At 62.7% G+C, this 23,375-nt stretch carries 21 protein-coding genes; 16 read left to right on the top strand and 5 right to left on the bottom strand.

Annotated features, from left to right (window positions below; all coding sequences use genetic code 11):
* The first annotated feature begins 81 nt into the window (after nucleotides 1–81).
* From FJ434_RS22260 to FJ434_RS22250, 3 genes are all read left to right on the top strand, one after another.
* A complete protein-coding gene (locus FJ434_RS22260) occupies nucleotides 82–1,302 on the top strand; it encodes an OmpP1/FadL family transporter (RefSeq protein ID WP_140508715.1) in 1,221 nt (406 codons plus the stop codon).
* 290 nt (nucleotides 1,303–1,592) lie between these two features.
* A complete protein-coding gene (ilvD, locus tag FJ434_RS22255) occupies nucleotides 1,593–3,317 on the top strand; it encodes a dihydroxy-acid dehydratase (protein WP_140508717.1) in 1,725 nt (574 codons plus the stop codon).
* Nucleotides 3,304–4,152, top strand: a complete 849-nt coding sequence (locus FJ434_RS22250) for a tetratricopeptide repeat protein (RefSeq protein WP_027146788.1) — start codon at nucleotides 3,304–3,306, stop codon at nucleotides 4,150–4,152. Before ilvD ends, FJ434_RS22250 begins: the two co-directional genes overlap by 14 nt.
* A gap of 165 nt (nucleotides 4,153–4,317) precedes the next feature.
* On the opposite strand, the gene FJ434_RS22245 is transcribed toward FJ434_RS22250, so the two are convergent.
* The 4 genes from FJ434_RS22245 to erpA form a co-directional block, all read right to left on the bottom strand.
* Nucleotides 4,318–4,635 (bottom strand): hypothetical protein, encoded by a 318-nt coding sequence (locus FJ434_RS22245; RefSeq protein WP_181166059.1) that lies wholly within the window; start codon nucleotides 4,633–4,635, stop codon nucleotides 4,318–4,320.
* Nucleotides 4,636–4,725: 90 nt separating this feature from the next.
* Nucleotides 4,726–5,520 carry an exodeoxyribonuclease III gene (gene xth / locus FJ434_RS22240; protein WP_140508721.1) on the bottom strand — a complete coding sequence of 265 codons (795 nt, stop codon included), beginning with the start codon at nucleotides 5,518–5,520 and terminating at the stop codon, nucleotides 4,726–4,728.
* Between the two features lie 7 nt (nucleotides 5,521–5,527).
* A complete protein-coding gene (locus tag FJ434_RS22235) occupies nucleotides 5,528–5,920 on the bottom strand; it encodes a VOC family protein (RefSeq protein ID WP_140751269.1) in 393 nt (130 codons plus the stop codon).
* A gap of 7 nt (nucleotides 5,921–5,927) precedes the next feature.
* Nucleotides 5,928–6,275: an iron-sulfur cluster insertion protein ErpA gene (erpA, locus tag FJ434_RS22230; RefSeq protein ID WP_140508725.1), complete on the bottom strand. Its 348-nt coding sequence runs from the start codon at nucleotides 6,273–6,275 to the stop codon at nucleotides 5,928–5,930.
* Between the two features lie 76 nt (nucleotides 6,276–6,351).
* On the opposite strand from erpA, the gene FJ434_RS22225 reads away from it, so the two are divergent.
* The 13 genes from FJ434_RS22225 (at nucleotide 6,352) to FJ434_RS22165 (ending at nucleotide 22,369) form a co-directional block, all read left to right on the top strand.
* Nucleotides 6,352–7,566: a deoxyguanosinetriphosphate triphosphohydrolase gene (locus FJ434_RS22225; RefSeq protein ID WP_140508727.1), complete on the top strand. Its 1,215-nt coding sequence runs from the start codon at nucleotides 6,352–6,354 to the stop codon at nucleotides 7,564–7,566.
* 61 nt (nucleotides 7,567–7,627) lie between these two features.
* On the top strand, nucleotides 7,628–9,385 hold the full coding sequence (gene argS, locus FJ434_RS22220; protein WP_140751267.1) for an arginine--tRNA ligase: 1,758 nt from the start codon (nucleotides 7,628–7,630) through the stop codon (nucleotides 9,383–9,385).
* Between the two features lie 103 nt (nucleotides 9,386–9,488).
* A complete protein-coding gene (locus tag FJ434_RS22215) occupies nucleotides 9,489–12,965 on the top strand; it encodes an SPOR domain-containing protein (protein ID WP_140751265.1) in 3,477 nt (1,158 codons plus the stop codon).
* Between the two features lie 164 nt (nucleotides 12,966–13,129).
* Nucleotides 13,130–14,149 (top strand): beta-N-acetylhexosaminidase, encoded by a 1,020-nt coding sequence (gene nagZ, locus FJ434_RS22210; RefSeq protein WP_027146796.1) that lies wholly within the window; start codon nucleotides 13,130–13,132, stop codon nucleotides 14,147–14,149.
* Between the two features lie 61 nt (nucleotides 14,150–14,210).
* Nucleotides 14,211–15,014 carry a ScpA family protein gene (locus tag FJ434_RS22205; protein ID WP_140508733.1) on the top strand — a complete coding sequence of 268 codons (804 nt, stop codon included), beginning with the start codon at nucleotides 14,211–14,213 and terminating at the stop codon, nucleotides 15,012–15,014.
* Nucleotides 15,011–15,766: an SMC-Scp complex subunit ScpB gene (scpB, locus tag FJ434_RS22200; protein WP_140751263.1), complete on the top strand. Its 756-nt coding sequence runs from the start codon at nucleotides 15,011–15,013 to the stop codon at nucleotides 15,764–15,766. The genes FJ434_RS22205 and scpB overlap by 4 nt, the downstream gene beginning before the upstream one ends.
* Nucleotides 15,767–15,945: 179 nt before the next feature.
* Nucleotides 15,946–16,167: a twin-arginine translocase TatA/TatE family subunit gene (locus tag FJ434_RS22195; RefSeq protein ID WP_015317533.1), complete on the top strand. Its 222-nt coding sequence runs from the start codon at nucleotides 15,946–15,948 to the stop codon at nucleotides 16,165–16,167.
* A gap of 30 nt (nucleotides 16,168–16,197) precedes the next feature.
* Entirely contained in the window at nucleotides 16,198–16,974 is a 777-nt protein-coding gene (gene tatB, locus FJ434_RS22190; protein WP_140751261.1) for a Sec-independent protein translocase protein TatB, read from the top strand.
* On the top strand, nucleotides 16,971–17,846 hold the full coding sequence (gene tatC, locus FJ434_RS22185) for a twin-arginine translocase subunit TatC (protein WP_140711447.1): 876 nt from the start codon (nucleotides 16,971–16,973) through the stop codon (nucleotides 17,844–17,846). The genes tatB and tatC overlap by 4 nt, the downstream gene beginning before the upstream one ends.
* A 105-nt stretch (nucleotides 17,847–17,951) precedes the next feature.
* The gene (gene serS / locus FJ434_RS22180) at nucleotides 17,952–19,256 is read left to right on the top strand and encodes a serine--tRNA ligase (RefSeq protein WP_140508740.1); all 1,305 of its coding nucleotides are present in this window, start codon (nucleotides 17,952–17,954) and stop codon (nucleotides 19,254–19,256) included.
* Nucleotides 19,256–20,014: a 5'/3'-nucleotidase SurE gene (surE, locus tag FJ434_RS22175; RefSeq protein WP_140508741.1), complete on the top strand. Its 759-nt coding sequence runs from the start codon at nucleotides 19,256–19,258 to the stop codon at nucleotides 20,012–20,014. The genes serS and surE overlap by 1 nt, the downstream gene beginning before the upstream one ends.
* The gene (locus FJ434_RS22170) at nucleotides 20,011–20,670 is read left to right on the top strand and encodes a protein-L-isoaspartate(D-aspartate) O-methyltransferase (protein WP_140508743.1); all 660 of its coding nucleotides are present in this window, start codon (nucleotides 20,011–20,013) and stop codon (nucleotides 20,668–20,670) included. The genes surE and FJ434_RS22170 overlap by 4 nt, the downstream gene beginning before the upstream one ends.
* A 166-nt stretch (nucleotides 20,671–20,836) precedes the next feature.
* Complete coding sequence (locus FJ434_RS22165; protein ID WP_140751259.1) at nucleotides 20,837–22,369, top strand: peptidoglycan DD-metalloendopeptidase family protein; 1,533 nt, start codon at nucleotides 20,837–20,839, stop codon at nucleotides 22,367–22,369.
* Nucleotides 22,370–22,481: 112 nt separating this feature from the next.
* Here FJ434_RS22165 and FJ434_RS22160 read toward each other — a convergent pair whose 3' ends face one another.
* On the bottom strand, nucleotides 22,482–23,372 hold the full coding sequence (locus FJ434_RS22160; protein WP_140508747.1) for an NAD-dependent epimerase/dehydratase family protein: 891 nt from the start codon (nucleotides 23,370–23,372) through the stop codon (nucleotides 22,482–22,484).
* Nucleotides 23,373–23,375: the final 3 nt, after the last annotated feature.

Below are 23,375 nucleotides of genomic sequence, written 5' to 3'. Positions count from 1 at the left end.
GTACGCCCAATGTATTCGTTATTGCACCGTTAACGTGAATTGGTTCTAGCTTGATCCACTAGTTATTCGGGGAGGATGTCCATGAGCAATTTGCGTCTGAAAGCACTGCTGGGGGCAGGGTGCTTTTCGTTGGCCTTGATGGGTTCGGTTATTCATCCGGCGCATGCCGGCGGTCTGGAGCGCGGCGGCTACGATATTGACCTGCTGTTCGATCCGGCGCCATTCGCTACGGAAGCTGAAGCGACCTATGTGATGCCAGATCGCAAGTATGAGAATGCGCGTGGTCCGGGCGGAGCAAATCTCGGCTTGGGCACCTCAGCCGATGGTGCCGAGGGTTATTGGGTTCCGCGCATTGGGGCCAAGGTCCAAGTTGTGCAAGGCGTCGATTGCATGGTCGACTATTCGCAACCCTGGGGCGCGCACACAGCGCCAGGTATATGGAACGGAGCGCTCTCCAATATCGAAACCGATATCAGGAGCGACAACTACGCAGGTACCTGCTCCTACAAGATGGATGCCGGCAAGGGCCAACTCCGCTTTATCGGCGGTTTGTTCTACCAGGATATCTCGGGCTTTAAGGAAAGCCTGGTGAATGTTTTTCCGGCACTGACGGGTCGTGTCGACCTCAAAACCAGCGGCTGGGGCTGGCGCGCGGGAATTGCTTACGAAATCCCCGACATCGCGTTGCGCGCAAGCTTGGTCTACAACTCGAAAGTCAAGCTCGACAATATCGAGGGAACACTGGATCTCACCAGTATCGGCAGGGGTATTACCCCCATCTACGGCTCAACGCAGTACATGCCTGATACCCTGGAGTTGAAACTTCAGTCAGGCATCGCGCCCGGCTGGCTCGCCTTTGGCTCGGTCAAGTGGGTCAACTGGAGCGTGCTGCAAAGCGTTCCGATCTGCCCGGTGGGTTTCCCCGCTTCGTCATGCTTCACCGGTTCGCCGGCCGCGGTGACTTCGCTCGATCTGATGTATCGTGACGGCTGGACCGTCACAGGAGGTCTGGGCCACAAGTTCAACGATCAGTGGAGTGCCGCCGGCCAGCTTTCGTGGGATCGTGGCACCTCGCATGGCTATGGCGCGCAGACTGATACATGGACGCTGGGTGGTGGCGTGGCCTATACGCCGTCGCCGAGCGTCGAAATTCGTTTGGCGGGAGCGGTCGGCGTGTTGACCAGCGGTCACTCAGGAGAATTGGCCGGTGAAAACGGCTATATTGCCGGCGAGGATGCCAGCTACGACTTCGGCAATGATCTGGTCACGGCAATTTCCGGTGGCGTAAAGATAAAGTTCTAAACTATTGAATGTATTGGAAAAGGCCGGGCGTTGCCCGGCCTTTTTCATTTAAGCCGACATCACTGGTATGTCCGGTATCCAAGCGGCGTTGCATATAAGCCGCACTCCCGGCCGCCTCGCGCAATTGTGACGTTTCAGCAACACTTTCTGAACAACCCCTCCGCTAAGGGGCAGGCCGGGGAAATTGCCTATTTCCCGCCATAAACCCGGCGCACCTCGATCTTGTCCCGGGACATGCTCCAAAAGGCTCGGCGATGGGACAGGCCGCACCGCCCGCGGCAAGGATGAGAATGGACGCCAAGGTCATTTCAAAGGCTAAGCTCCCTAGCCGCCATGTGACTGTCGGTCCGGCGCGTGCGCCGCACCGGTCCTATCTCTATGCCATGGGCCTGTCGGCGGCCGAGATCGCGCAGCCGCTGGTCGGCGTCGCGTCCTGCTGGAACGAAGCAGCACCCTGCAACATCTCGCTGATGCGCCAGGCGCAGGTGGTCAAGAAGGGCGTCGCAGCCGCCAACGGCACGCCGCGCGAGTTCTGCACCATCACCGTCACCGATGGCATCGCCATGGGCCACCAAGGCATGAAGTCGTCCCTGGTGTCGCGCGAGGTCATCGCCGATTCGGTCGAGCTCACGATGCGCGGCCATTGCTACGATGCGCTGGTCGGCCTCGCCGGCTGCGACAAGTCGCTGCCCGGCATGATGATGGCCATGGTGCGGCTCAACGTGCCGTCGATCTTCATCTATGGCGGTTCGATCCTGCCCGGCAGCTATCGCGGCCGCCAGATCACCGTGCAGGATGTGTTCGAGGCGGTCGGCCAGCACTCGGTCGGCACGATCGACGATGCCGAGCTGCTTGAAATCGAGCAGGCCGCCTGTCCGTCGGCCGGTTCCTGCGGCGCCCAGTTCACCGCCAACACCATGGCCACCGTCGCGGAGGCAATTGGCCTCGCGCTGCCCTATTCCTGCGGCGCACCGGCGCCCTACGAAATGCGCGACCGTTTCAATTTCGCCTCGGGCGAAAAGATCATGGAGCTGATCGCGAAAAACATCCGCCCGCGCGACATCGTCACGCTGAAGGCGCTGGAAAACGCGGCGACCGTGGTTTCGGCCACCGGCGGCTCGACCAATGCGGCACTGCATCTGCCGGCGATCGCGCATGAGGCGGGGATCAAGTTCGACCTGTTCGACGTGGCGAAAATCTTCGAGAAGACGCCCTACATCGCCGACCTCAAGCCAGGCGGCAAATATGTCGCCAAGGACATGTTCGAGGCAGGCGGCATCCCGCTGCTGATGAAGACGCTGCTTGACCACGGCTATCTGCATGGCGATTGCCTGACGGTCACTGGCCGTACTTTGGCCGAAAATATGGAGCACGTTGCCTGGAATGAACACCAGGATGTGGTCCGCCCGGCCAACAGACCTATTACCCAAACCGGCGGTGTCGTGGGGTTGAAGGGAAACCTTGCCCCCGAAGGCGCGATCGTGAAGGTCGCGGGCATGGCGGAGTTGAAATTCTCCGGCCCGGCGCACTGCTTCGATTCGGAAGAGGAATGTTTTGAGGCGGTGACGAACCGCGCCTATCAGGAAGGCGAGGTTCTGGTCATCCGCTATGAAGGACCGCGCGGCGGCCCGGGCATGCGCGAGATGCTGTCGACGACGGCGGCACTCTACGGCCAGGGCATGGGCGGCAAGGTGGCGCTGATCACCGATGGCCGCTTCTCGGGCGCGACACGCGGCTTCTGCATCGGCCATGTCGGGCCGGAAGCGGCGGTGGGCGGCCCGATCGGTCTCATCAGGGATGGCGACGTGATCACGATCGACGCGGTGAACGGCACGATCGAGGTGGCGCTGTCCGAGAGCGAGCTGGCGGCGCGAGCGAAGACTTGGAAGACGCGCACGACCGACTATCAGTCTGGCGCGATATGGAAATACGCACAAACGGTAGGGTCCGCCAGGGATGGCGCGGTCACCCATCCGGGCGGTGCGAAAGAAACACACTGCTATGCGGATATCTGAGTTGTTGAAGTCAACACCAGAGTTGTTGAGGTCATCCGTCCTTTCGGCACTGGTCGCGGTTGCGATCTTTGGCGCCGTGGGCCAGGCCATGGCCTTCGACGACAAGGTGTTCGACGACAAGACCGGCGTGAAGCCGCAGTCGAGCCCCTGGGCGGTGTTCCAGTTCGGTTTCTCCGCCTACAAGAGTGGCCACAAGGAGCAGGCCGCCGAGGCCTATAAATACGCCGCCGAAAACGGCCAGATCGGCGCCACCTGGAAGCTTGCCCGCATGTATGCCGAAGGCGACGGCGTGGCCCGCGACGATTATGAGGCGTTCAAGTTCTTCTCGGAGATCGTCGACCAGGACGTCGAGCCCGGCTCTCCGGAAGAAAGCTACGTCTCCGACGCTCTGGTGGCGCTCGGTGACTATCTGCGCACGGGCATTCCCGGCAGCCCGGTCACCGAGAACGAGGTGGCGGCGCAGGAATACTACATGCGCGCCGCCGCCAACTACCGCAATCCGAACGCCCAGTTCGAGATGGGCCAGATGTTCCTGAAGGGCGAGGGCGGCGTGAAGGCCAGCGTCAAGCAGGCCGGGCGCTGGTTCCAGCTCGCCGCCGAGAAGGGCCATGCCGGCGCACAGGCGACGCTTGGCCACCTGTTGTTCCAGAGCGGCAAGATCGTGCGTGGCCTGGCGATGATGACCGCGGCCCTCGAGCGTGCGTCGCCGGCCGATCAGCCCTGGATCCGCGGCATGCAGGAAGAGGCGTTCGCCGCGGCCGGCGAAGCCGACCGCCGCACCGCGATCTCGCTGGCGGACGATATCCTGACCAAGGGCAACAACACCGATCAGTAGGCTTTTCTTCCCGTTACTATGCGACGAGCGGAGGAGCGATCCGTGTAGTGGACGAAAAGCCAACTGCTTGGCTTTTCGAGCAACAAACGCCAGCAAGGCACCGAGGGGCAGCGTCGGCCTATCAAGGCTCATCTCGACCTGAAGGCGAGGCAATCCAGAAGAAAATCAGTTTTCGGTCGGTTCCGTCGGCACCATGCTTGGCGCGGGTGTCGAGATCGGCGTGACTTGCACGTGCGGCGCCATGGTGTTTGCGGGGCAGCTATCGCCAACCTTGGTCCAGGATGTGTTGTTGAGCACCATGTCGCAGCGAGCCAAATGACTCTGATCGGCGACCGTCAGGCAGGCGACCTGGCCGACCGGATAGGATTTTCCATTGGCAAGACATTCCTGCGCGGCGAGAGCCGGCACGATCGCGACCGTGGCGAATGCCAAGCCGATCGGACAAAGAGCAAATCGAATGGTCATGGGAACCCCGGCCGCCATGATGATCTCCCATCATGCGTCGGAATGTGGCGATATGAGGTCCTCCGGTATCGGCGCGCCCGGCACTAGCCCGCAGCGGCAGGCCCCAGGTCAGGCCGGCAGCAAGGCGAGGTCGATGGCAACCGGGACGTGATCGGACGGTTTTTCCCAGGCGCGCACATGCTTTTCGATCGAGGCCGATGAGAACCTGTTCGCGGCTTCCGGCGACAACAGCAGATGGTCGATGCGGATGCCGTTGTTCTTCTGCCAGGCGCCGGCCTGATAGTCCCAGAAGGTGTAGGTGTCCGAGGCATCGGTGACCGCGCGCACCGCCTCGGTGAAGCCGAGGTTCAAAAGCCGCCGGAAGGCTTGCCGCGTCTGCGGCTGGAACAGCGCGTCGCTCAGCCAGTTCTCGGGAAATCGCGCGTCGACCGGCTCGGGGATGACGTTATAGTCCCCGGCCAGCACCAGCGCCTCTTCCAGCCTCAGGCGCTCCTGCGCCCAGAGCTCCAGCCGCGCCATCCAGGACAGCTTATAGGGAAACTTCTTCTCGTCATCGATCGGGTTGCCGTTCGGCAGATAGAGCGAGGCGACGCGAAGCGCCCCCTTGTCGGTCGAGAACACGCCTTCGATGAAACGCGCCTGTTCGTCGGCATCGTCGCCCGGCAGGCCTTTGATAACTTCGTCGAAGCGCAGCTTCGACAGCAGCGCGACACCGTTGAAGCCCTTCTGGCCGTGGATTTCGACATTGTAGCCAAGCGCCTCGATCTCGGCGCGCGGGAACTGCTCGTCGACCGTCTTGATCTCCTGCAGGCAGACGATGTCGGGCGCGCTTTCGGTCAGCCAATGGGTCAGGTTGCCGATGCGGGCGCGCACGCCATTGATGTTCCAGGTGACGATTTTCATGACGGTCTCATTGTTCCTGCGACGGAAGGCGTTCGACGAGTCCGATCGTATTGCCTGCCGGGTCCTTTATAAAGGCCATCCATTCGCTTTCCCCCGCCGGACCGAACTGCCCCTCGGTGTCGCGATGGACCAGCATCGGGGGCGCGGTGAAGGGAATACCGGCTGCCCTTGCCTCGGCGTGGAAGGCTTCGAGGTCAACACTATCGAGATAGATGGTGCCGGCCGGGATGCCATCGGTGAACAACAGCCTGACATCGCCGGCCATGATGAAGGCGATGCCAGGCGGATCGTAGCGGGCATGAACGCTCATGCCGAGGACATCGCGCCAAAAGGCCAACGTCGCGTCGAGGTCGCGACCGGCGGAGAGCGCAACCTGACGAACCGCGCCGGTTGCGGGCATCTCGGTCCTAGATGGAGAAGCTGGTGCCGCAGCCGCAGGAGGCGACCGCATTCGGGTTCCTGATCTGGAACGACTGGCCCATCAAATCGTCGACGAAGTCGATGACCGAACCGCCCATATAGACCAGGGACAGATCGTCGATCAGCACCGTGGCACCGTCCTTTTCGATAGCGACGTCGTCGTCGTTGCGGGTGTCGACCAGGTCGAACTTGTAGGAAAAGCCGGAGCAGCCGCCGCCTTCGACCGAAACGCGCAGCGCTGTCTTGCCGGCTTCGGCCGAAACAATCCTGGCGATCCGCTTGGCGGCAGCCTCGGTCATCTCGACTTTCATGGCGGTCTTGGCATCCGCGCCCATAGGCGTCACCTTGCTTTCGGTTTCACATGATAGGTATGAAGCGCGACGGGGCAAGTCAACTGCGGCAGCATCAGCCATGACAAATGAGCTTGGCGACATCGGATTCGGCTATCGGCCACGCGCGGCCTATGCCACGGATCCGGCCCGCTCGCGCGGCCGGCTGTTCGATGAGGTGGAAAGTCCGACCCGCACGCCGTTCCAGCGCGACCGCGACCGGATCATCCATTCGACGGCGTTTCGGCGGCTCAAACACAAGACGCAGGTCTTCATCGCCCATGAAGGCGACCACTACCGCACAAGGCTGACCCATTCGATCGAAGTGGCGCAGATCGCGCGTGCGCTGGCGCGGGCGCTGCGCGGCGACGAGGATCTCGCCGAGGCGGTGGCGCTGGTGCATGATTTCGGCCACACGCCCTTTGGCCACACAGGCGAGGACGCGCTGAACGAAAAGATGGCGGCTTGGGGCGGCTTCGACCACAACGCACAATCGCTGCGCATCGTGACCAGGCTGGAGGCTCGCTACGCCGAATTCGATGGGCTCAATCTGAGCTGGGAAACGCTGGAAGGCCTGGTCAAGCACAATGGTCCGCTCACCGACAGCAGCGGCCAGGGCCTGAAAGGGCCGGTACCGCAGGCGATCCGCGACTACTCGCAATTGCAGGATCTCGAACTTGACCGGTTCGCCGGCATCGAAGCGCAGTGCGCGGCGATTGCCGACGACATCGCCTACAACACGCATGATATCGACGATGGGCTGCGGTCAGGGCTTTTGACGCTGGACATGCTGAAGGCCGTTTCGCTGCCCGGAACGATCCTGAAGAGTGTGCGTGAGCGCTATCCCAGGCTTGATGACGTGCGCACCGGCCACGAATTGATGCGGCGGCAGATCACGGCCATGGTCGAGGATGTGATCAAGTCGACGACCGCCAATCTGGAGCGGATCAGGCCGCCGAGTGCCGACGCGGTAAGGGCGGCGGGCGAGACGATGGTGACCTTTTCGGCCGAGATGGCGGAAGCCGAGAAGGAACTGAAGGCCTTCCTCTACAAGCACCTCTACCGGCACGAGGAGGTCATGCGGGTGCGCGCGGACGCCGAGCAGATCGTCAGGGACCTGTTCGATGTCTATTTTGCCGATCCGCGCGCCATGCCGGACGGCTGGCGCGAAGGGCTGGACCGCGCGCAGGATCGCATCAAGGCGCGCAGCGTCGCCGATTTCCTGGCCGGCATGACCGACACCTACGCGCTCAAGGAACACAGGCGTTTGTTTGACCGCACCCCGGATTTGAGCTAGGGCGGGCTCGATTTGCCGGCCAACGGGCCGGATTCGTCACAAAGCCGCCAGAGCATACACCATGAACATCTTCGCCGATTTCACCGCGCGAGTCGTAAAAGCTGTCGAAGCGCTTGACCTGAAAGACAAGGACGGCGTTTCGCCTGATCTGTCGCGTATCGCCGTCGAGCCGCCGCGCGACGCCACACACGGCGATCTCGCGACCAACGCGGCAATGGTGCTGGCCAAGCCGACCGGACAAAACCCGCGCGCGCTGGCCGAGAAACTGGCGGAAGCGCTACGGGCCGACAGGGACGTCGCCGCCGCCGAGGTCGCCGGTCCGGGTTTCGTTAATCTGCGGCTCAAGGACGGTTTCTGGCAGGCGCATCTGTCGGCGCTTCTGGGCGAAGGGCGCAATTATGGCCGTTCGACGATCGGCGCCGGCCACAAAACCAACGTCGAATATGTCTCGGCCAACCCGACCGGGCCGATGCATGTCGGCCATTGCCGGGGTGCCGTCGTCGGTGATGCGCTCGCCAACCTGATGGCGTTCGCCGGCTACGACGTGACCAAGGAATATGTCATCAACGACGCCGGTGGGCAGATCGACGTGCTCGGCCGCTCGGTCATACTGCGCTACCGCGAGGCGCTCGGTGACGACATCGGCGAGATGCCACCAGGGCTTTATCCGGGCGACTATCTCGTCCCTCTTGGCCAGGCGCTAGCCAAGGAATTTGGCCGGGGCCTGCTGCAGATGCCGGACGAGGAGGCGCTGGCTATCGTCAAGGATCGCGCCATCGATGCGATGATGGCGATGATCCGCGAGGACTTGGCGCTACTCAACGTCCACCACGACGTGTTTTTCTCCGAACGCACGCTGCATGCAGACAATGCCCGGAAGATCCGCTCTGCGATCAACGACCTGACGCTGAAGGGCCATATCTACAAGGGCAAGCTGCCGCCGCCCAAGGGCGAGAAGCCGGACGACTGGGAAGACCGCGAACAGACGCTGTTCCGCTCGACCGCCGTCGGCGACGACATGGACCGGGCGCTGGTCAAGTCCGATGGCTCGTTCACCTATTTCGCCGCCGATGTGGCGTATCTGAAGGACAAGGTCGATCGCGGCTTCGTCGACCTGATCTATGTTCTCGGTGCCGACCATGGCGGCTACGTCAAGCGCCTGGAAGCCTTGGCGCGGGCGATTGCCGGCGACGACGTCAAGCTCACCGTCCTCTTGTGCAACCTGGTCAAGCTGTTTCGCGATGGCGAGCCGGTGCGTATGTCGAAGCGGTCCGGCGACTTCGTGACGCTGCGCGAGGTGGTGGAGGAAGTCGGACGCGATCCGATCCGCTTCATGATGCTCTATCGCAAGAACGATGCGCCGCTCGATTTCGACTTCGCCAAGGTGACCGAGCAGTCCAAGGACAATCCGGTGTTCTACGTGCAGTATGCCTCGGCGCGCTGCCATTCGGTGTTCCGGCAAGCGAGCGAACAGTTGGGGGAGGCGAATTTCGATCGCAACGGCCTGGCGGCCGCGGTAACGTCGCTGACCGACGAAGGTGAAATCGGCCTGATCCGAAAACTCGCTGAATATCCGCGTCTGATCGAGTCCGCCTCTCTTGCGCTCGAGCCGCATCGGCTGGCATTTTATCTCTATGATCTGGCTTCCAGTTTCCATGGACACTGGAACCGTGGCACGGATAATCCGGACTTACGTTTTGTTAAGGTTAACAACCGACAATTGACGCATGCCAGACTAGGGCTGGTGCAGGCTGTTTCGGATGTTCTGACGTCCGGCCTGACGTTGATCGGAGCCGCCGCGCCCACCGAAATGCGTTAGGTTTGACTAAAAAACCTGTCACCTTTTGCCCACATTGCGCTGGTAAGGGCCAACCCTGCGCGACGTCCAAGGCGTCCGAATGAGTGCGAGTTCGGGAACAATAATGGCAGACAGAACCCAGCTGAGAGTAGCCGACAACAACGATATCGGCGAGGATGATCCGTTCGCGGAACTGACCAGGATCATGGGATTTGACCCACGCCAGCCGGTCAAGCCGGCCGAGCCGAAAGCCGCTGTCGCCGATGGGGCTGCGCGAGAGAGCGATTTCGACATCGATCTCGAGAAGGAACTGATGGGCGAGTTCGACGCTGTCGATAGCGTTGCTGCTCCAGTTGTCGAAGCTCGTGAGCCGGCATTCGAGCCGATGGCCGTCGATGTGGCGGACGACGATCTTGCGCTGTCGCTCGATGACGATTTCCACCTGGACATGGCTGAAGTCGATGACCAGACGGTCGCCGCCAGCCATGCGAACCCTGGCGCCTCGGAAGCCGTGCTGTCCGTCGAGCCTGCCTTGGACGCCGCTTTCGACAGTGCCGTCGCCAGTTCTCTCGAAGACGTTTCGTCCTTCGACGACGATCTGCCAATAGAGGACGAGCTTGCCGCCTCGCTCGACCAGGATTTCCATATCGAGGACGAGGCAGCCGAGACCCGGTATGCCGTTGAATCGCCGGTTGCCGAAGTGCCGGTGGCCGTCGAGCCGGCCTCCAATCATGAAGTCGACGATGCGGTCGCCATCTCGCTCGAAGACGAGCTGATGCTCGACGACCATCAGCGCCAAGAGGCTGCTGTCGAATATCCAGAACCTGTACTGGCCGCCGCGAGTGAGACCCAGGCGATCTCCGAAGAGGATTTCGTGGGTCACTTCGAAGACGCCATGGCAGATGTCGACGTGGATGTTCAGGCGGATGAGCCAGAGGCTTTTGACGACACGCAAGCGCACCAGTTGCTTGCCGATGCCGTCGACACGACGGACGAGATTCCAGGTGTTGAAGCCATTTCGGACCACTCTTTCGACCTGAATTTGGACGAGGCGTTTGCCCTACCTGGCGAAGAGCCCGTCGCTGAAATCGCCGCGGCTCCGGCGCAGTCGGCAGCGCCCGTGGCAACCATTGTGCCGCCAGTGCAAGCCCCCATCGCGGACGAACGAAGCCTCGAAGACGAGTTGAACGCGCTTCTTGGCGCCATGACCGCGCGCACGCCGCCATCGGCCAAGGAGCCGGTCATGGCTCAGCCTGTCGTGAACCAGCCGGCCGCGGTACCCGTTCAGCCGCCTCTCGGCGCGACAGCAAAGGTCGCGGAGGAACCCGCCGATCTTGTTGGTGATCTCGACTGGGATCTCGATGAAGCAGTATCCGAGGATGTGCATCACGCCGGATCCGCCCAGGCCGCCGGCGCCAACGTCGACGACCTGTTGCTCGATGAACTTCAGGACCAGGATTTCGGTTCGGATGGCGCTGAACTGGGCGATGTCGATCTCGACAATGATGCCTTGGATGCCGCCCTGGCCAAAAGCATCGATTCGCATGACGAAACAGCGTCCCGGCGGGATCAGGCCGATTCGCTTGATTGGCTGGCGGATCGCTCCGCACAGTCGGAGCCTGCCCGTTCTTGGAGCCGCGTGACACCGGTCCCCCAACAGCCGGCATTTGCCGCGCAGCCTGTCGCCTCGACGGCGGCCAGGACGGCAGCGCCGGAAGTGGCCACGGTGCCTTCCTACCGTTCGGCCGAGCCGGCTGCAGCTGCTCCCTATATGGCTCCGGGGTCGGCACCGCAGGCGCCGCAGTCCTCAAGCTATGAAGAGATGCCCGATGTCGAGACGGTCGATGTGCCGGAGCGTGTCGTGGCGCTGGCTGACGATCTAGACATTCCAGAGTTGCATTTCGAGGAAGATCAGCCGGCAGCGTCCGGTTATGACGATCTCGACGCCGAATTCGCCAGTCTTCTGACTGAGATGAATTCCGTGGAGGTCGCGCCTGCCGACGCCAGCGCCGCCGCTTATGCCGACGAATCCTACAATGCCGGGTACAATCCGGGATATGACGGCGTCAATCTGGGATATGACAGGGTCAATCCGGGCTATGACAGGGTCAATCCGGGCTATGACAGCGTCAATCCCAGATATGGCGCGGCCAATCCGGGATATGGCGCGGCCAATCCGGGATATGGCGCAGCCAATCCGGGATCCGAAGAGCCCAGGCAAGCCTATCAGCCGGAGGCGCGGACCTATGCGGCACGGCCGGCGGAAATGGCTGCCCGCGCGTCGGCGGCTTCGGCCTATGCCGATGCTGCCGAAGGCTTCGATCTCGACAATCTGCCCGGCAGCCAGCCGGTCTCGCAGGCGGACGATTTTACCGTCGATGAACTCGACTACGATCCCGAACTGGACGAAGCGATGTCGGTTCCGGGCCTCGGCGAGCGGGAAGCCGCCGGGTCGTCGGGCCGGCGCGGCCTGTTCATTGCCGCGATTGTCGGTGCCGTGGCGGTCGCTGGCGGTCTTGGCGCCTTCGCGCTGTCTTTTGGCGGCAAGGGCGGCAGCGAAGCTCCGGTGATCGTCAAGGCCGACAATTCGCCGATCAAGATCAAGCCGGAAAATCCGGGCGGCACCGTGGTGCCGAACCAGGACAACAAGGTCTATGACGCGGTGGTCAAGGGTGCGAAGCCCGCCGAGCCGGTCCAGCAGAAGCTTGTCACCAACGTCGAGGAACCGGTGAACGTGCAGGCGAAGGACGCGGCCCGCGCCGTCGATCTTTCCCCCGACCAGAACGCCGCCGCCGGCACGGATAGTGGTGGCGATGTTTCGACCGCCGGCGCGGCCTCGGCCGACAATGCGACGCCCTCGCCGAAGTCGGAGGATCGCATCGCCCAGGTCCTGCAGGACGCCGACAAGGGCACCAACAATAATGTCGTTGCCGTTGCGCCGCGCAAGGTCAGGACTATGGTGGTCAAATCCGACGGCTCACTGGTGGCGCGCGAAGACCCGGCACCGGCGGCACCTCAGGTGGCCGCGGCGGAGCCGACCGATCCGGCGCCACAGCATGTGGCGCCTGCCGGTCAGGCCGAGGCCGACCAGACTGGCACTGACCAGACTGGCACTAGCCAGACTGGCACCGACCAGACCGGCACCGTGGCGCCCGCCGCCGCGCGGGCCGACGACGAGCCGGCTCTGAAGCCCGCCGCCAAGCCTGCCAAGGCTGAGGCCAAGACGCAGTCGGCCAATACGCCAGCCAAGGTTGCGATCGCGCCGCAGCGTCCGTCCGACCAGCCGGTCGACGTGGTCGGCGAGGTCAAGCCCGATCAGGTCGCTTCCATCGATCCGGCCTCGACCGCGACCGGCAGCGGTTCGTGGTCGATACAGATCGCTTCGCAGCCGACGGTGGACAGCGCCCAATCGACCTACCAGGATCTGCAGCGCCGCTATGGCAGCGTGCTTTCCGGCCGCACGGCCAACATCGTCAAGGCCGAGATTGCCGGCAAGGGCACGTTCTACCGCGTCCGCGTTCCGGCCCAGTCGCGCAACGATGCCATCAATTTGTGCACCAGCTACAAGGCTGCGGGCGGCAACTGCTTCGTCTCGCGCTAGACCTCGATCCATCTCCCAAAGCCGGCGCGGCCCAAGGCCACGCCGGCTTTTTCATATGGCGACCTTCATATGCCTGACTTTTTCATGTGGAAGCATGTCTTGCAGTCCGCCGCATGCGGTCAGGCATGATTCCCTTTGATCGCGCGAAGCCCTAGACTTCTGAAATGACCGAATCAAAATCCATGATCCTCGGCTGTGCCGGGAAATCGCTCACCCGCGAAGAAATCAATTTCTATCGCAACGAATGCCCGTGGGCCTTCATCCTGTTTGCCCGCAATATCGGCGAGGCCGAGCAGATCCGCGATCTGGTCGCCGAAATGCGCGACTGTATCGGACGCCCCGACGCGCTGGTGTTCATCGACCAGGAAGGCGGCAGGGTACAACGCCTGCGGCCGCCGCTGGCGCCGAACTATCCGGCCGGTGGCGCGCTTGGGGCGCTGTGGCGCGATGACCACGACGCCGGTGCCCGCGCCGCCTGGCTGATGGCGCGACTGCATGCCTTCGACCTGCTGCGCTACGGCATATCGGCGGATTGCCTGCCGGTGCTCGACGTGCCGATCGAAGGAGCCAGCGATGTCATCGGCGCGCGCGCCTATGGCAAGGATCCGCGTCCGGTCATCGAACTCGGCCGCGCCGCGGCCGAGGGCCTGATGTCGGGTGGCGTGCTGCCCGTGATGAAGCATATTCCGGGGCACGGCCGGGCCTTTGCCGACACGCATTTCGAACTGCCTGTCGTCGACGCCTCGCTCAGCGATCTGCAGCGGCACGACTTTGCTCCGTTCCGCGAGCTCAACCATCTGCCGATGGCAATGACCGCGCATGTCGTCTACAGCGCGATCGACCCCAAGAACCCGGCGACGACTTCCGGCAAGGTCATCGACGAGATCATTCGACGCGAGATCGGCTTCGATGGACTGCTGATGAGCGACGACACATCGATGAAGGCACTTTCTGGGGATTTCCCGACAAAGGCGGCCTCGATCCTTGCGGCGGGCTGCGATCTGGTCCTTCACTGCAACGGTGTTTTTGAGGAGATGGCTGGCATCGCATCGCGCACCACGGGGCTTGAAGGCAAGTCGCTGGAGCGCGCCAAGCGGGCGATGACTTATATAAGCAAGCGCGACGCGGCCGAAGAAACCGAGATCCGTGCCGAATTCGCCACCTATTTCGACGCGGTGGCCTAGCAAGAGGACGTGACAGGCAGTGGCGGAAGCATTGGAGAGCAAGGCCGCGAAGGCTGCACCGATGGACCGTCTGTGGGCCGAGAACGATGAGTCACGGTTGACGGGCGACCCGGCGCTGGTCGTCGACGTGGCCGGCTTCGAAGGCCCGCTGGATCTTCTCTTGCATCTTGCCCGCACCCAGAAGGTCGACCTGGCGCGCATTTCGATCCTGGCGCTGGTCGAGCAATATTTGACCTTTGTCGAGACAGCGAGGGCGCTGCGGCTCGAACTTGCCGCCGATTATCTGGTGATGGCGGCGTGGCTGGCGTTTCTCAAATCGAAGCTCCTGATCCCCAAGCAGCCGGGCGAAGAGGGCGAAAGCGGCGAGGAACTGGCGGCGGTGCTGCAATTCCGGTTGAAGCGGCTCGAAGCTATGCGCGACGCGTCGGCGCGGCTGGTCAACCGCAACCGGCTCGGCCGCGACGTGTTCGCGCGCGGCATGCCGGAAATGGTCATCATCGAGAAGCGCAACACTTATTCGGCTTCGCTCTACGATCTCTTGACCGCCTATGCCCAGCAGCGGCAGAAGCAGGCGATCACCAATGTGACGATCGCCAGGCGCGGCGTCTGGTCACTCAAGGATGCTCGCGACATCCTGACCCGGCTGATCGGCTCGTTGCGCGACTGGACGACGCTCGACAGCTTCCTCATCCAATATCTGACCAGCCCGCAAGAGCGGCGCACCGCGATCGCCAGTTCGTTCGCGGCCACACTGGAACTGGTGCGCGAGCGCAAGATGGATATGCGGCAGGACGAGGTGTTCGCACCGATCTATCTGCGCGACCACCGCGCACAGACAATCAAGGCAGTCGAGGTGGCATCATGAGCGAACGCGCCAACGCTTCGGTCATTCCTTTCAAGATGGACGATGAGCCGGAAGTGGGTGAGATCGACCAGGCTTCGGTACAGAATCCGGCCGAGCGGCTGCATATGGCGGAAGCCGTGCGCATGGCCGAGGCGATCGTGTTCGCCAGCGCCGAGCCCGTCAGCGAAAAGCAGCTCGCCGCGCGGCTTCCCGATGGCATCAACGTCGCCCTCGCCATGACAGAGCTGCAGCAGATCTACGCCCGGCGCGGCGTCAATCTGGTGCGGGTCGGCGACGCCTGGGCGTTCCGCACCGCCGGTGACCTGGCCTTCCTGATGAGCCGCGATACGGTGCAGCAGCGAAAACTGTCGCGGGCGGCGCTCGAGGTGCTGGCGATCATTGCCTATCACCAGCCGGTGACGCGCGCCGAGATCGAGGACATCAGAGGCGTCGAGACCTCGAAGGGGACGCTGGATACGCTGCTCGAGACGGAATGGGTGCGCATGCGCGGCCGGCGCAAAACGCCCGGCCGTCCCGTCACCTATGGCACCACCGAAACCTTCCTCGACCATTTCGCGCTCGAGGAGATCCGTGATCTTCCGGGTATGGAGGAACTGAAGGGCGCTGGTTTGCTCTCAGGCCGCATGCCATCGAACTTCTCCATACCGCAGCCGCCCGCCGATCCCGACGTGCTGACGGAGGACGAGGATCCGTTGACCGACATCGATCTCGAGGAGCTCGGTCTGCTGACGCCGCGCGTCACGGAAGATTGACCACGAGCGCCTATCAAAAGCCGCTTTACGCCTTTACATGCGCCGTTTGGTAGCGGGCCGCTTCGCTGAAAATGCGTGACATCCGACACCCTTTCATAAACTCTGTCGCGGTTGTGTTTGAATCCCAACGCGAAAACGCATAGATCATCGCCAGGGAAACTATTCGAGAGAGATTTGCTATGGGTTCATTTTCGATTTGGCACTGGATGATCGTGCTGGTCATCGTGCTTCTGGTGTTCGGCCGCGGCAAGATCCCAGAGCTGATGGGCGACATGGCCAAGGGCATCAAGAGCTTCAAGAAGGGCATGGCCGACGACGACGTCGCCGACGACAAGCGCACCGTCGAACACCGTGCCGATGAGACCGTTTCGGCCGCGAAGGAAAAGGCCAGCAAGAGCTGAGCCAAAGAGTTCTAGTCGGAACAGATTGCCATGTTTGAAGTCGGCTGGACCGAAATGCTGGTGATCGCGATCGTCATGATCGTGGTCGTCGGGCCAAAGGATTTGCCCAACATGCTGCGCACCTTTGGCCGCACGGCGGCGAAGCTGCGCGCCATGGCGGGCGACTTCCAGAAGCAGTTCAACGAGGCGTTGAAGGAAGCCGAGCTCGACGACGTCAAGAAGTCGGTCGACGAGCTCAGGGGCCTGAGCCCGGTTGCCGAGATCAAGAAGCAGCTTAATCCGTTCGAGCAGGCTGCGGCCGATGTGCGCGCCGGCGTCGACGCCGTGATGAAGCCGAAACCAGCGGCCGATCCGTCGGCCCCCGCCGCTTCGACGCCACAGGCGGCTGAGCCGTTGAAGAACGGTGCAACGACCATGCCTGGCGTCAACGGGCCTGAAGCCACGACACCAGCCCCGATTTTGCCGGTGATGACCGATGAATCGGTGGTGGCGGCATCCACGGAATCTGCCGTTGCGCCGAAGGCAGCTAAGAAAACCGCGAAGACGGCACCGGCTGCGAAGGCGCCGTCCAAGGCCTCGATGTCCGTGAAGGCCGTGACGGCAAAAGCCGCACCCGCGCCGACGGCAAAAGCCGTACCCCCACCCAAGGCGCCGACGAAGGCCACGACAGCGGCAACGCCTGCAGCCGCGGCCGTGACGAAGCCTGCCGCCAAGTCGACCGCCGCCAAGGCTGGGACGAAAGCCGAACCGAAGCCTGCTCCGGCGAAGAAGCAGGCGACCAAAAAGACGGCTGGAGCCGCCAAGTGAGCGTTTCGGACAAGGAAAAGGACGAGATCGAAAAATCGTCGGCGCCGCTGATGGAGCACCTGATCGAGTTGCGCAGGCGGTTGATCTGGTCGCTCGGTGGCTTCTTCGTAGCCTTCCTGGTCTGCTTCTTCTTCGCCAAGAGGCTGTTCAACATTTTGGTCGTCCCCTTCAAATGGGCGACGAAATGGGCGGGGCTCGACCCGCACAAGGTCGAGTTGATCTACACCGCGCCGCAAGAGTTCTTCTTCACCCAGGTCAAGCTCGCCATGTTCGGCGGCATGGTCATCGCCTTTCCGTTGATCGCCACGCAGATCTACAAATTCATCGCGCCCGGCCTCTACAAGAACGAGCGCAATGCCTTCCTGCCGTTCCTCATCGCATCGCCCATCCTGTTCCTGATGGGCGCCTCGCTGGTCTATTTCTTCTTCACGCCGATGGTGATGTGGTTCTTCCTCGCCATGCAGCAGGTCGGCACGGACGACCAGGTACAGATTTCCCTGCTGCCGAAAGTGTCGGAATATCTCAGCCTCATCATGACGCTGATCTTCTCCTTCGGTCTGGTGTTCCAGCTGCCGGTGGTGACCAGCTTGATGACGCGTGTCGGCATGCTGTCGTCCAAAGCGCTGGCGGAAAAGCGCAAATGGGCGATCGTCATCGCCTTCATCGTGGCCGCGGTGCTGACACCTCCAGATCCGATGAGCCAGATCGGTCTGGCCATTCCGACCATCCTTCTCTACGAGGTCTCCATCTGGGCCGCGCGATGGATCGAGCGGGATCAGGAAAAACAGCGGCTTGCCCGCGAGAAGCAGGAAGCCGACGAGACCGTGGCGGACAAGGCGCCGGACGAGCCGCCAGCGCCAGCTGCTTCGTAGGACAACAGGGGCTGCGACAGCAGCGGAAAACAGCAATCAGCCCATCTTGCATCGGTCAAGGATGCGGTTTACGCCCCTCAAGCCTAGTTTGAGGACGGATAGACCATGCTTGACATAAAATGGATTCGCGACAACCCGAAGGCCCTTGTCGAGGCGCTGGTCAAGCGCTCGTGGTCGCCCGAGGAGGCGCAGTCCACGGTCGACGAGCTAATCGCCAAGGACGAGGCGCGGCGGGAGCACGTCACTGAACTGCAGACCAAGCAGGAGCGCCGCAACGCCGCCTCGAAGGAGATCGGCAACGCCATGCGTTCGGGCGATGCCGCACTTGCTGAAAAACTCAAGGCCGAAGTCGGCGAGATCAAGACCTTCATCCAGAACGGCGAGGCGCGCGAGCGCGAGCTCGACAAGGCGCTGAACGACGCGCTGGCGGTGCTGCCCAATGTGCCGTTCGACGATGTGCCGGTCGGCAAGGACGAGCATGACAATGTCGTCAGGCATGTCGTTGGCAAGGCGCCGACGCGGCCCAACTGGGTGAAGGAGCATTTCGAGATCGGCGAAGCGCTCGGCATGATGGATTTCGAGCGCGCGGCAAAGCTGTCGGGCTCGCGCTTCACCGTGCTCAAGAGCGGCCTGGCGCGGATGGAACGCGCGATCGGCCAATTCATGCTCGACCTGCACACGACCGAGCACGGCTATGAGGAGATCATCCCGCCGCTGATGGTGAAGGACGACGTTCTGTTCGGCACCAACCAGTTGCCAAAATTCGAGGAGGATCTGTTCTTCACGCCGCACGGGGAGGGCAGGCTTGGCCTGATCCCAACCGCCGAAGTGCCGCTCACCAACCTCGTGCGCGAGGAGATCACCGCGCATGAGAAACTGCCGCTGCGCTACACCGCGCTTACGCCCTGCTTCCGTTCGGAGGCAGGCTCGGCCGGCCGCGACACGCGGGGCATGCTGCGTCAGCATCAGTTCTACAAGGTCGAGCTGGTGTCGATCACCGACCAGGAATCCTCGCTGGCCGAGCACGAGCGGATGACGCAATGCGCCGAGGAGGTCTTGAAGCGGCTCGGCCTGCCGTTCCGCACCATGGTGCTGTGCACCGGCGACATGGGCTTTGGCGCGCGCAAGACCTATGACATCGAGGTCTGGCTGCCCGGCCAGAACGCCTATCGCGAAATCTCGTCCTGTTCGGTCTGCGGCGATTTCCAGGCGCGCCGCATGGACGCCCGCTACAAGGACAAGGACGGCAAGGGCAACCGCTTCGTCCATACGCTCAACGGTTCGGGCACCGCTGTCGGCCGCGCGCTTATTGCTGTCATCGAAAACTACCAGAATGAGGATGGCAGCGTAACCATTCCTGAAGTGCTGCGGCCTTACATGGGCGGTCTGGAAAAGATCGAATCGAAATAATGCGCATTCTTCTGACCAACGACGACGGCATTCATGCCGAGGGCCTGGCGTCGCTCGAGCGCGTCGCCCGCACACTGTCCGACGATGTCTGGGTGGTGGCGCCGGAGCAGGACCAGTCGGGTTATGCCCATTCGCTGTCGATCTCGGAGCCGCTGCGGTTGCGAAAAATCGGCGAGAAGCATTTTGCCGTGCGCGGCACGCCGACCGATTGCGTCATCATGGGCGTCAGGAAGATCCTGCCCGATGCCCCCGACCTGATCCTGTCCGGCATCAATTCGGGCGCCAACATCGCCGATGACGTGACCTATTCGGGCACCGTCGCCGGTGCCATGGAAGGCGCGCTGCTCGGCATCAGGTCGATCGCTCTCAGCCAGGGCTACAGCTATGTCGGCGAGGACCGTGTCGTCCCTTACGAGACGACCGAAGCGCTGGCGCCGGCGCTGCTGAAGAAGCTCGTCGCGGCGCCGCTGCCCGACGGCGTCCTGCTCAACGTCAATTTCCCCAACTGCCTTCCCGAGGAGGTGGCCGGCACTGTGGTCACCACGCAGGGCAAGCTGGTGCACAGCCTGTGGGTCGACGAGCGCCGCGACGGCCGTGGCCTGCCTTATTACTGGCTGCGCTTCGGCCGCGAGCCGGTCGAAGGCAAGCAGGGAACCGATCTCTTTGCCCTGCGCAACCGGCTGGTGTCGGTGACGCCGTTGCAGCTTGACCTTACCGCGCATGAGACCCGTGACCAATTGAGCAAGGCGCTTGCATGAACCAAGGCTTTCCAATCGACGATCGCGAAGGATTTGCCGCTTTCTTGCTGCGCCTGCGCGGCAGGGGAACGGTGCCGAAGGCGCTGGTCGCGGCTTTCGAGGCGACACCGCGGCGCGGCTTCCTGGCGGCGCAGTTCCACCCGATCGCCTGGTCGGATCGCATGCTGCCGATCGAATGCGGCGAAGCGATCGAAGGGGCTGACATGCAGGCGGCGGTGATCGCCGCACTCGCCATCGAAGCGGGAAACCGCGTGCTCGAAATCGGCACCGGCTCAGGTTACACGGCGGCTGTCATGTCGCGGCTGGCGGCGCGCGTCGTGACCGTCGATCGCTACAAGACGCTGGTCGAGCAAGCCCGGCAGCGTTTCGAGGCGCTCGGCATCGGCAATGCCATCGTGCGCCAGGCCGATGGTTCCAACGGATTGCCCAATGAGGGGCCGTTTGACCGCATCGTGGCCTGGGCGGCGTTCGACAGCCTGCCGCGCTTCCTGCTCGACCAGTTGTCGAGCGGCGGCATCGTCATCGCGCCGATCGGGCCGGAGGAGGGCGAGCAGGTGCTGGCCAAGCTCACCAAGGTCGGCAGCCGTTTCGAACGCGAGGATATCGGTATGGTGCGGCTGCAACCAATTCTGCGCAGCCTGGCAGCGGTTATCTAGTTTCAGGCCGGCTGCCAGATCCCTTTCGGGCCCGGCTATCGGCATCGCTGACCATCCTCAAATGTTTTAAGAAAATTTTCGTCGGATTCTAATGGGTTAACCGGCCAGTAACATTAACGCGCTTTAATCCTGTCCAGTTGGTGCAGCGTTTGTGCGGGTTAGTGCGATGCAACTCAGTGTTTTGAAGGCAAATAGTCGCAATCTGGCGCGGGGCTGCGCTGTTCTGATGATTGCGGGCGCGGCGGCCGGGTGCAGTTCCCAGGCTTCGCGGTTCAACAGTGTCGATGACGTCTTCACCTCCTCGACAAACAATCAGCGCGCCATCATCAACAAGCAGGATGCGGTGCAGCCCTATCCGGGCGATGTCTCGGCAGCTCCGCTCGACGGCAGCCATACGCAGTCGGTCAGTCGCTCCAGTCTCGAACCGGTTTCCAGCCGGCCATTGCCGCCGCCGGCTTCCGCGCAGGCGCAGCCGGCTCCAGCGCTCGCGCCCGCCGCCAATCCGGTGCGCGTCGCATCGGCGCCGGCCCTGGTTCGGCCCGCTCCTCATGTCGACAGGACGACGACCGGTGCTGTCGCGCCGGCCGCCAAGCCTTTCAAGAATGCCCAGCCCGACGAGCCGAGAATGGCCCAGGCAGGCACACCGCACGCGACAGAAATCGTCGTCAGGGACGGCGAGACCATTTCCGGCCTGGCTGCGCATTACAAGGTGCCGGCCGATGTCATCATGAAGGTGAACGGCCTGAGCCCAACCAAGGGGCTGAAGACCGGCCAGAAGATCGTCATCCCGGCCTATGGCTATTCAAGCAAAGGCGAGCCGAAGGTTGCCGACGCAAAGCCGGCGAAAGACGGCAAGCACGATCTGCCGGCCACCGCGCCGGACAAGGTCGCCGTGCTGCCGCAGCAGCCTAAGCTCAAGGAGGGTAAGTCCGCGGCTCAGGTCGACGCGTCGGCCGCCGCGAGCCAGCCCAAGGAGCCCAAGCCGGCGCAGCTGGCCAAGGCAACCGGCTCCGCGGGCACCTATACGGTCCAGTCGGGAGACACGATGTCCTCGATTGCCAGGAAGACCGGCGTCGGCGTCGTCGCGCTGAAGCAGGCCAATGGCATGAAGGATGGCTTGCTCAAAATCGGCCAGACCCTGAAGGTGCCGGCGGGCGGAACAGCGACAGTAGCCAGCGCCAAGCCGGCCAAGGTTGATCCGGTGACCACGGCAACCACGCAAGCTCCGGCAAAGACCACGCCGTCGGAAACGCTGGCATCCTACACGCCGCCGAAGAAGGACGCGAAGGTCATCCAGCAGGCCGAGGACGACGACGCGGTGGCGCCGGGTGCCACTGGGATCGGCAAGATGCGCTGGCCGGTTCGCGGCCGGGTGATTTCCGGTTTCGGATCCGGCAAGGACGGCGTCGACATCGCCGTGCCAGCAGGAACGCCGGTCAAGGCGGCCGAGAACGGCGTCGTCATCTATGCCGGCGACGGGCTGAAGGAATTCGGCAACACGGTGCTGGTGCGTCACGAGAATGGTCTGGTCACCGTCTATGGGCATGCCAGCTCGATCGAGGTGCAGCGCGGCCAGAAGGTCAAGCGCGGCCAGGAAATCGCACTCTCGGGTATGAGCGGCACGACGGATTCGCCGAAGCTGCACTTCGAAGTGCGCAAGAACTCGGCTCCGGTCGATCCGTCAGGCTATCTCGAATAGAATAAAAAAAGCGATTTGCGGGCCGTCTGACCTCCAGTCCGGCCCGCCGGCTCAGGCCCGCCCCGAAAGGAGCGGGCTTTTTCAGTTTTGTCGGATGCCTTCTTCTCAAGGCTCAAAGATGATCGCGTAGCGTGTCGGCGATCATAACCTCAAGGCTGCTGGCCTTGATACCGAGAAGCATCTCGGCGTCGGAAGAATCGACCAGCAAGGGGTTCTCGAAAAGATAGCTCATCTCGATGAGTTCATGCATGCCCGATGCCTCCATCTCGGCAGTGGAATAGGATCGGATTTCTGAAACCTCTCGTCGAAGCATCGCAGCGGTTTTCTGGATGAGCTGCCTGGGTGAGGCGTATTGCGAGGGGACGTGAAACGCGCGCCCCCATTCGCCCGCGTAACGGGAGGCCGCGACAAGCGTCCTGGCGACGTCCTTGGTGAAGGTCCACGCATGCGTCGCATCGAGGTCTCCGATGAAAGCGGTGGGCTTTCCCTCGATGATGGAGGGCAGAGCGACCAGCGAGAAGTAGCTGATGGCGCCATGCCCGAGATAGTCGCTCGACCGCACTTCGATCGCCGGTACGTCGGCACGGACCGCCCGCTGCCACATGATTGTCCTCGCGGTTCCTTTCTTTGAAGTCGGGTCCAGAGGAAGGTCGGAGCGAAGCGGGCTGTCGGCATTTTCCCCATAGCCATACAGGTTTCCCAGCACGATGAGCTTCGCGCCGACCGCTTCCGCCGCGCGCACGGTGCCGTCGATGATGGGGAAAAAATCGGTCGGCCACCTGTGATAGGCGGCCATGGCGCACATGAAGATGGCATCGGCGCCTTGGCAGACACGCGCGAGTTCCGACGCATCGGTGGCGTCGGCCTGTACGACCCGTACATTCCGCAATGCGTTCGAACCGACACTCCGGCTGGTGAGGACGACATCATCTCTTTCCTCGCCAAGAAGGCGAGCGGTTTCGCGACCGACCGGGCCGGCTCCGACAACAACATAGAAACTCATGGC

Source organism: Mesorhizobium sp. B2-5-13, assembly GCF_006440535.1.
Lineage (GTDB): Bacteria > Pseudomonadota > Alphaproteobacteria > Rhizobiales > Rhizobiaceae > Mesorhizobium > Mesorhizobium salmacidum.
Note: the sequence above shows the minus strand (reverse complement) of the source record. Positions and strands in the feature narration are given on the sequence as shown.

Bases quoted from the DNA above. Each gene is read 5' to 3' on its own strand.
- FJ434_RS22260 (WP_140508715.1), top strand. From the start codon at position 82: ATGAGCAATTTGCGTCTGAAAGCACTGCTGGGGGCAGGGTGCTTTTCG.
- ilvD (WP_140508717.1), top strand. From the start codon at position 1,593: ATGGACGCCAAGGTCATTTCAAAGGCTAAGCTCCCTAGCCGCCATGTG.
- FJ434_RS22250 (WP_027146788.1), top strand. From the start codon at position 3,304: ATGCGGATATCTGAGTTGTTGAAGTCAACACCAGAGTTGTTGAGGTCA.
- FJ434_RS22245 (WP_181166059.1), bottom strand. From the start codon at position 4,635: ATGGCGGCCGGGGTTCCCATGACCATTCGATTTGCTCTTTGTCCGATC.
- xth (WP_140508721.1), bottom strand. From the start codon at position 5,520: ATGAAAATCGTCACCTGGAACATCAATGGCGTGCGCGCCCGCATCGGC.
- FJ434_RS22235 (WP_140751269.1), bottom strand. From the start codon at position 5,920: ATGCCCGCAACCGGCGCGGTTCGTCAGGTTGCGCTCTCCGCCGGTCGC.
- erpA (WP_140508725.1), bottom strand. From the start codon at position 6,275: ATGGGCGCGGATGCCAAGACCGCCATGAAAGTCGAGATGACCGAGGCT.
- FJ434_RS22225 (WP_140508727.1), top strand. From the start codon at position 6,352: ATGACAAATGAGCTTGGCGACATCGGATTCGGCTATCGGCCACGCGCG.
- argS (WP_140751267.1), top strand. From the start codon at position 7,628: ATGAACATCTTCGCCGATTTCACCGCGCGAGTCGTAAAAGCTGTCGAA.
- FJ434_RS22215 (WP_140751265.1), top strand. From the start codon at position 9,489: ATGGCAGACAGAACCCAGCTGAGAGTAGCCGACAACAACGATATCGGC.
- nagZ (WP_027146796.1), top strand. From the start codon at position 13,130: ATGACCGAATCAAAATCCATGATCCTCGGCTGTGCCGGGAAATCGCTC.
- FJ434_RS22205 (WP_140508733.1), top strand. From the start codon at position 14,211: ATGGACCGTCTGTGGGCCGAGAACGATGAGTCACGGTTGACGGGCGAC.
- scpB (WP_140751263.1), top strand. From the start codon at position 15,011: ATGAGCGAACGCGCCAACGCTTCGGTCATTCCTTTCAAGATGGACGAT.
- FJ434_RS22195 (WP_015317533.1), top strand. From the start codon at position 15,946: ATGGGTTCATTTTCGATTTGGCACTGGATGATCGTGCTGGTCATCGTG.
- tatB (WP_140751261.1), top strand. From the start codon at position 16,198: ATGTTTGAAGTCGGCTGGACCGAAATGCTGGTGATCGCGATCGTCATG.
- serS (WP_140508740.1), top strand. From the start codon at position 17,952: ATGCTTGACATAAAATGGATTCGCGACAACCCGAAGGCCCTTGTCGAG.
- surE (WP_140508741.1), top strand. From the start codon at position 19,256: ATGCGCATTCTTCTGACCAACGACGACGGCATTCATGCCGAGGGCCTG.
- FJ434_RS22170 (WP_140508743.1), top strand. From the start codon at position 20,011: ATGAACCAAGGCTTTCCAATCGACGATCGCGAAGGATTTGCCGCTTTC.
- FJ434_RS22165 (WP_140751259.1), top strand. From the start codon at position 20,837: ATGCAACTCAGTGTTTTGAAGGCAAATAGTCGCAATCTGGCGCGGGGC.
- FJ434_RS22160 (WP_140508747.1), bottom strand. From the start codon at position 23,372: ATGAGTTTCTATGTTGTTGTCGGAGCCGGCCCGGTCGGTCGCGAAACC.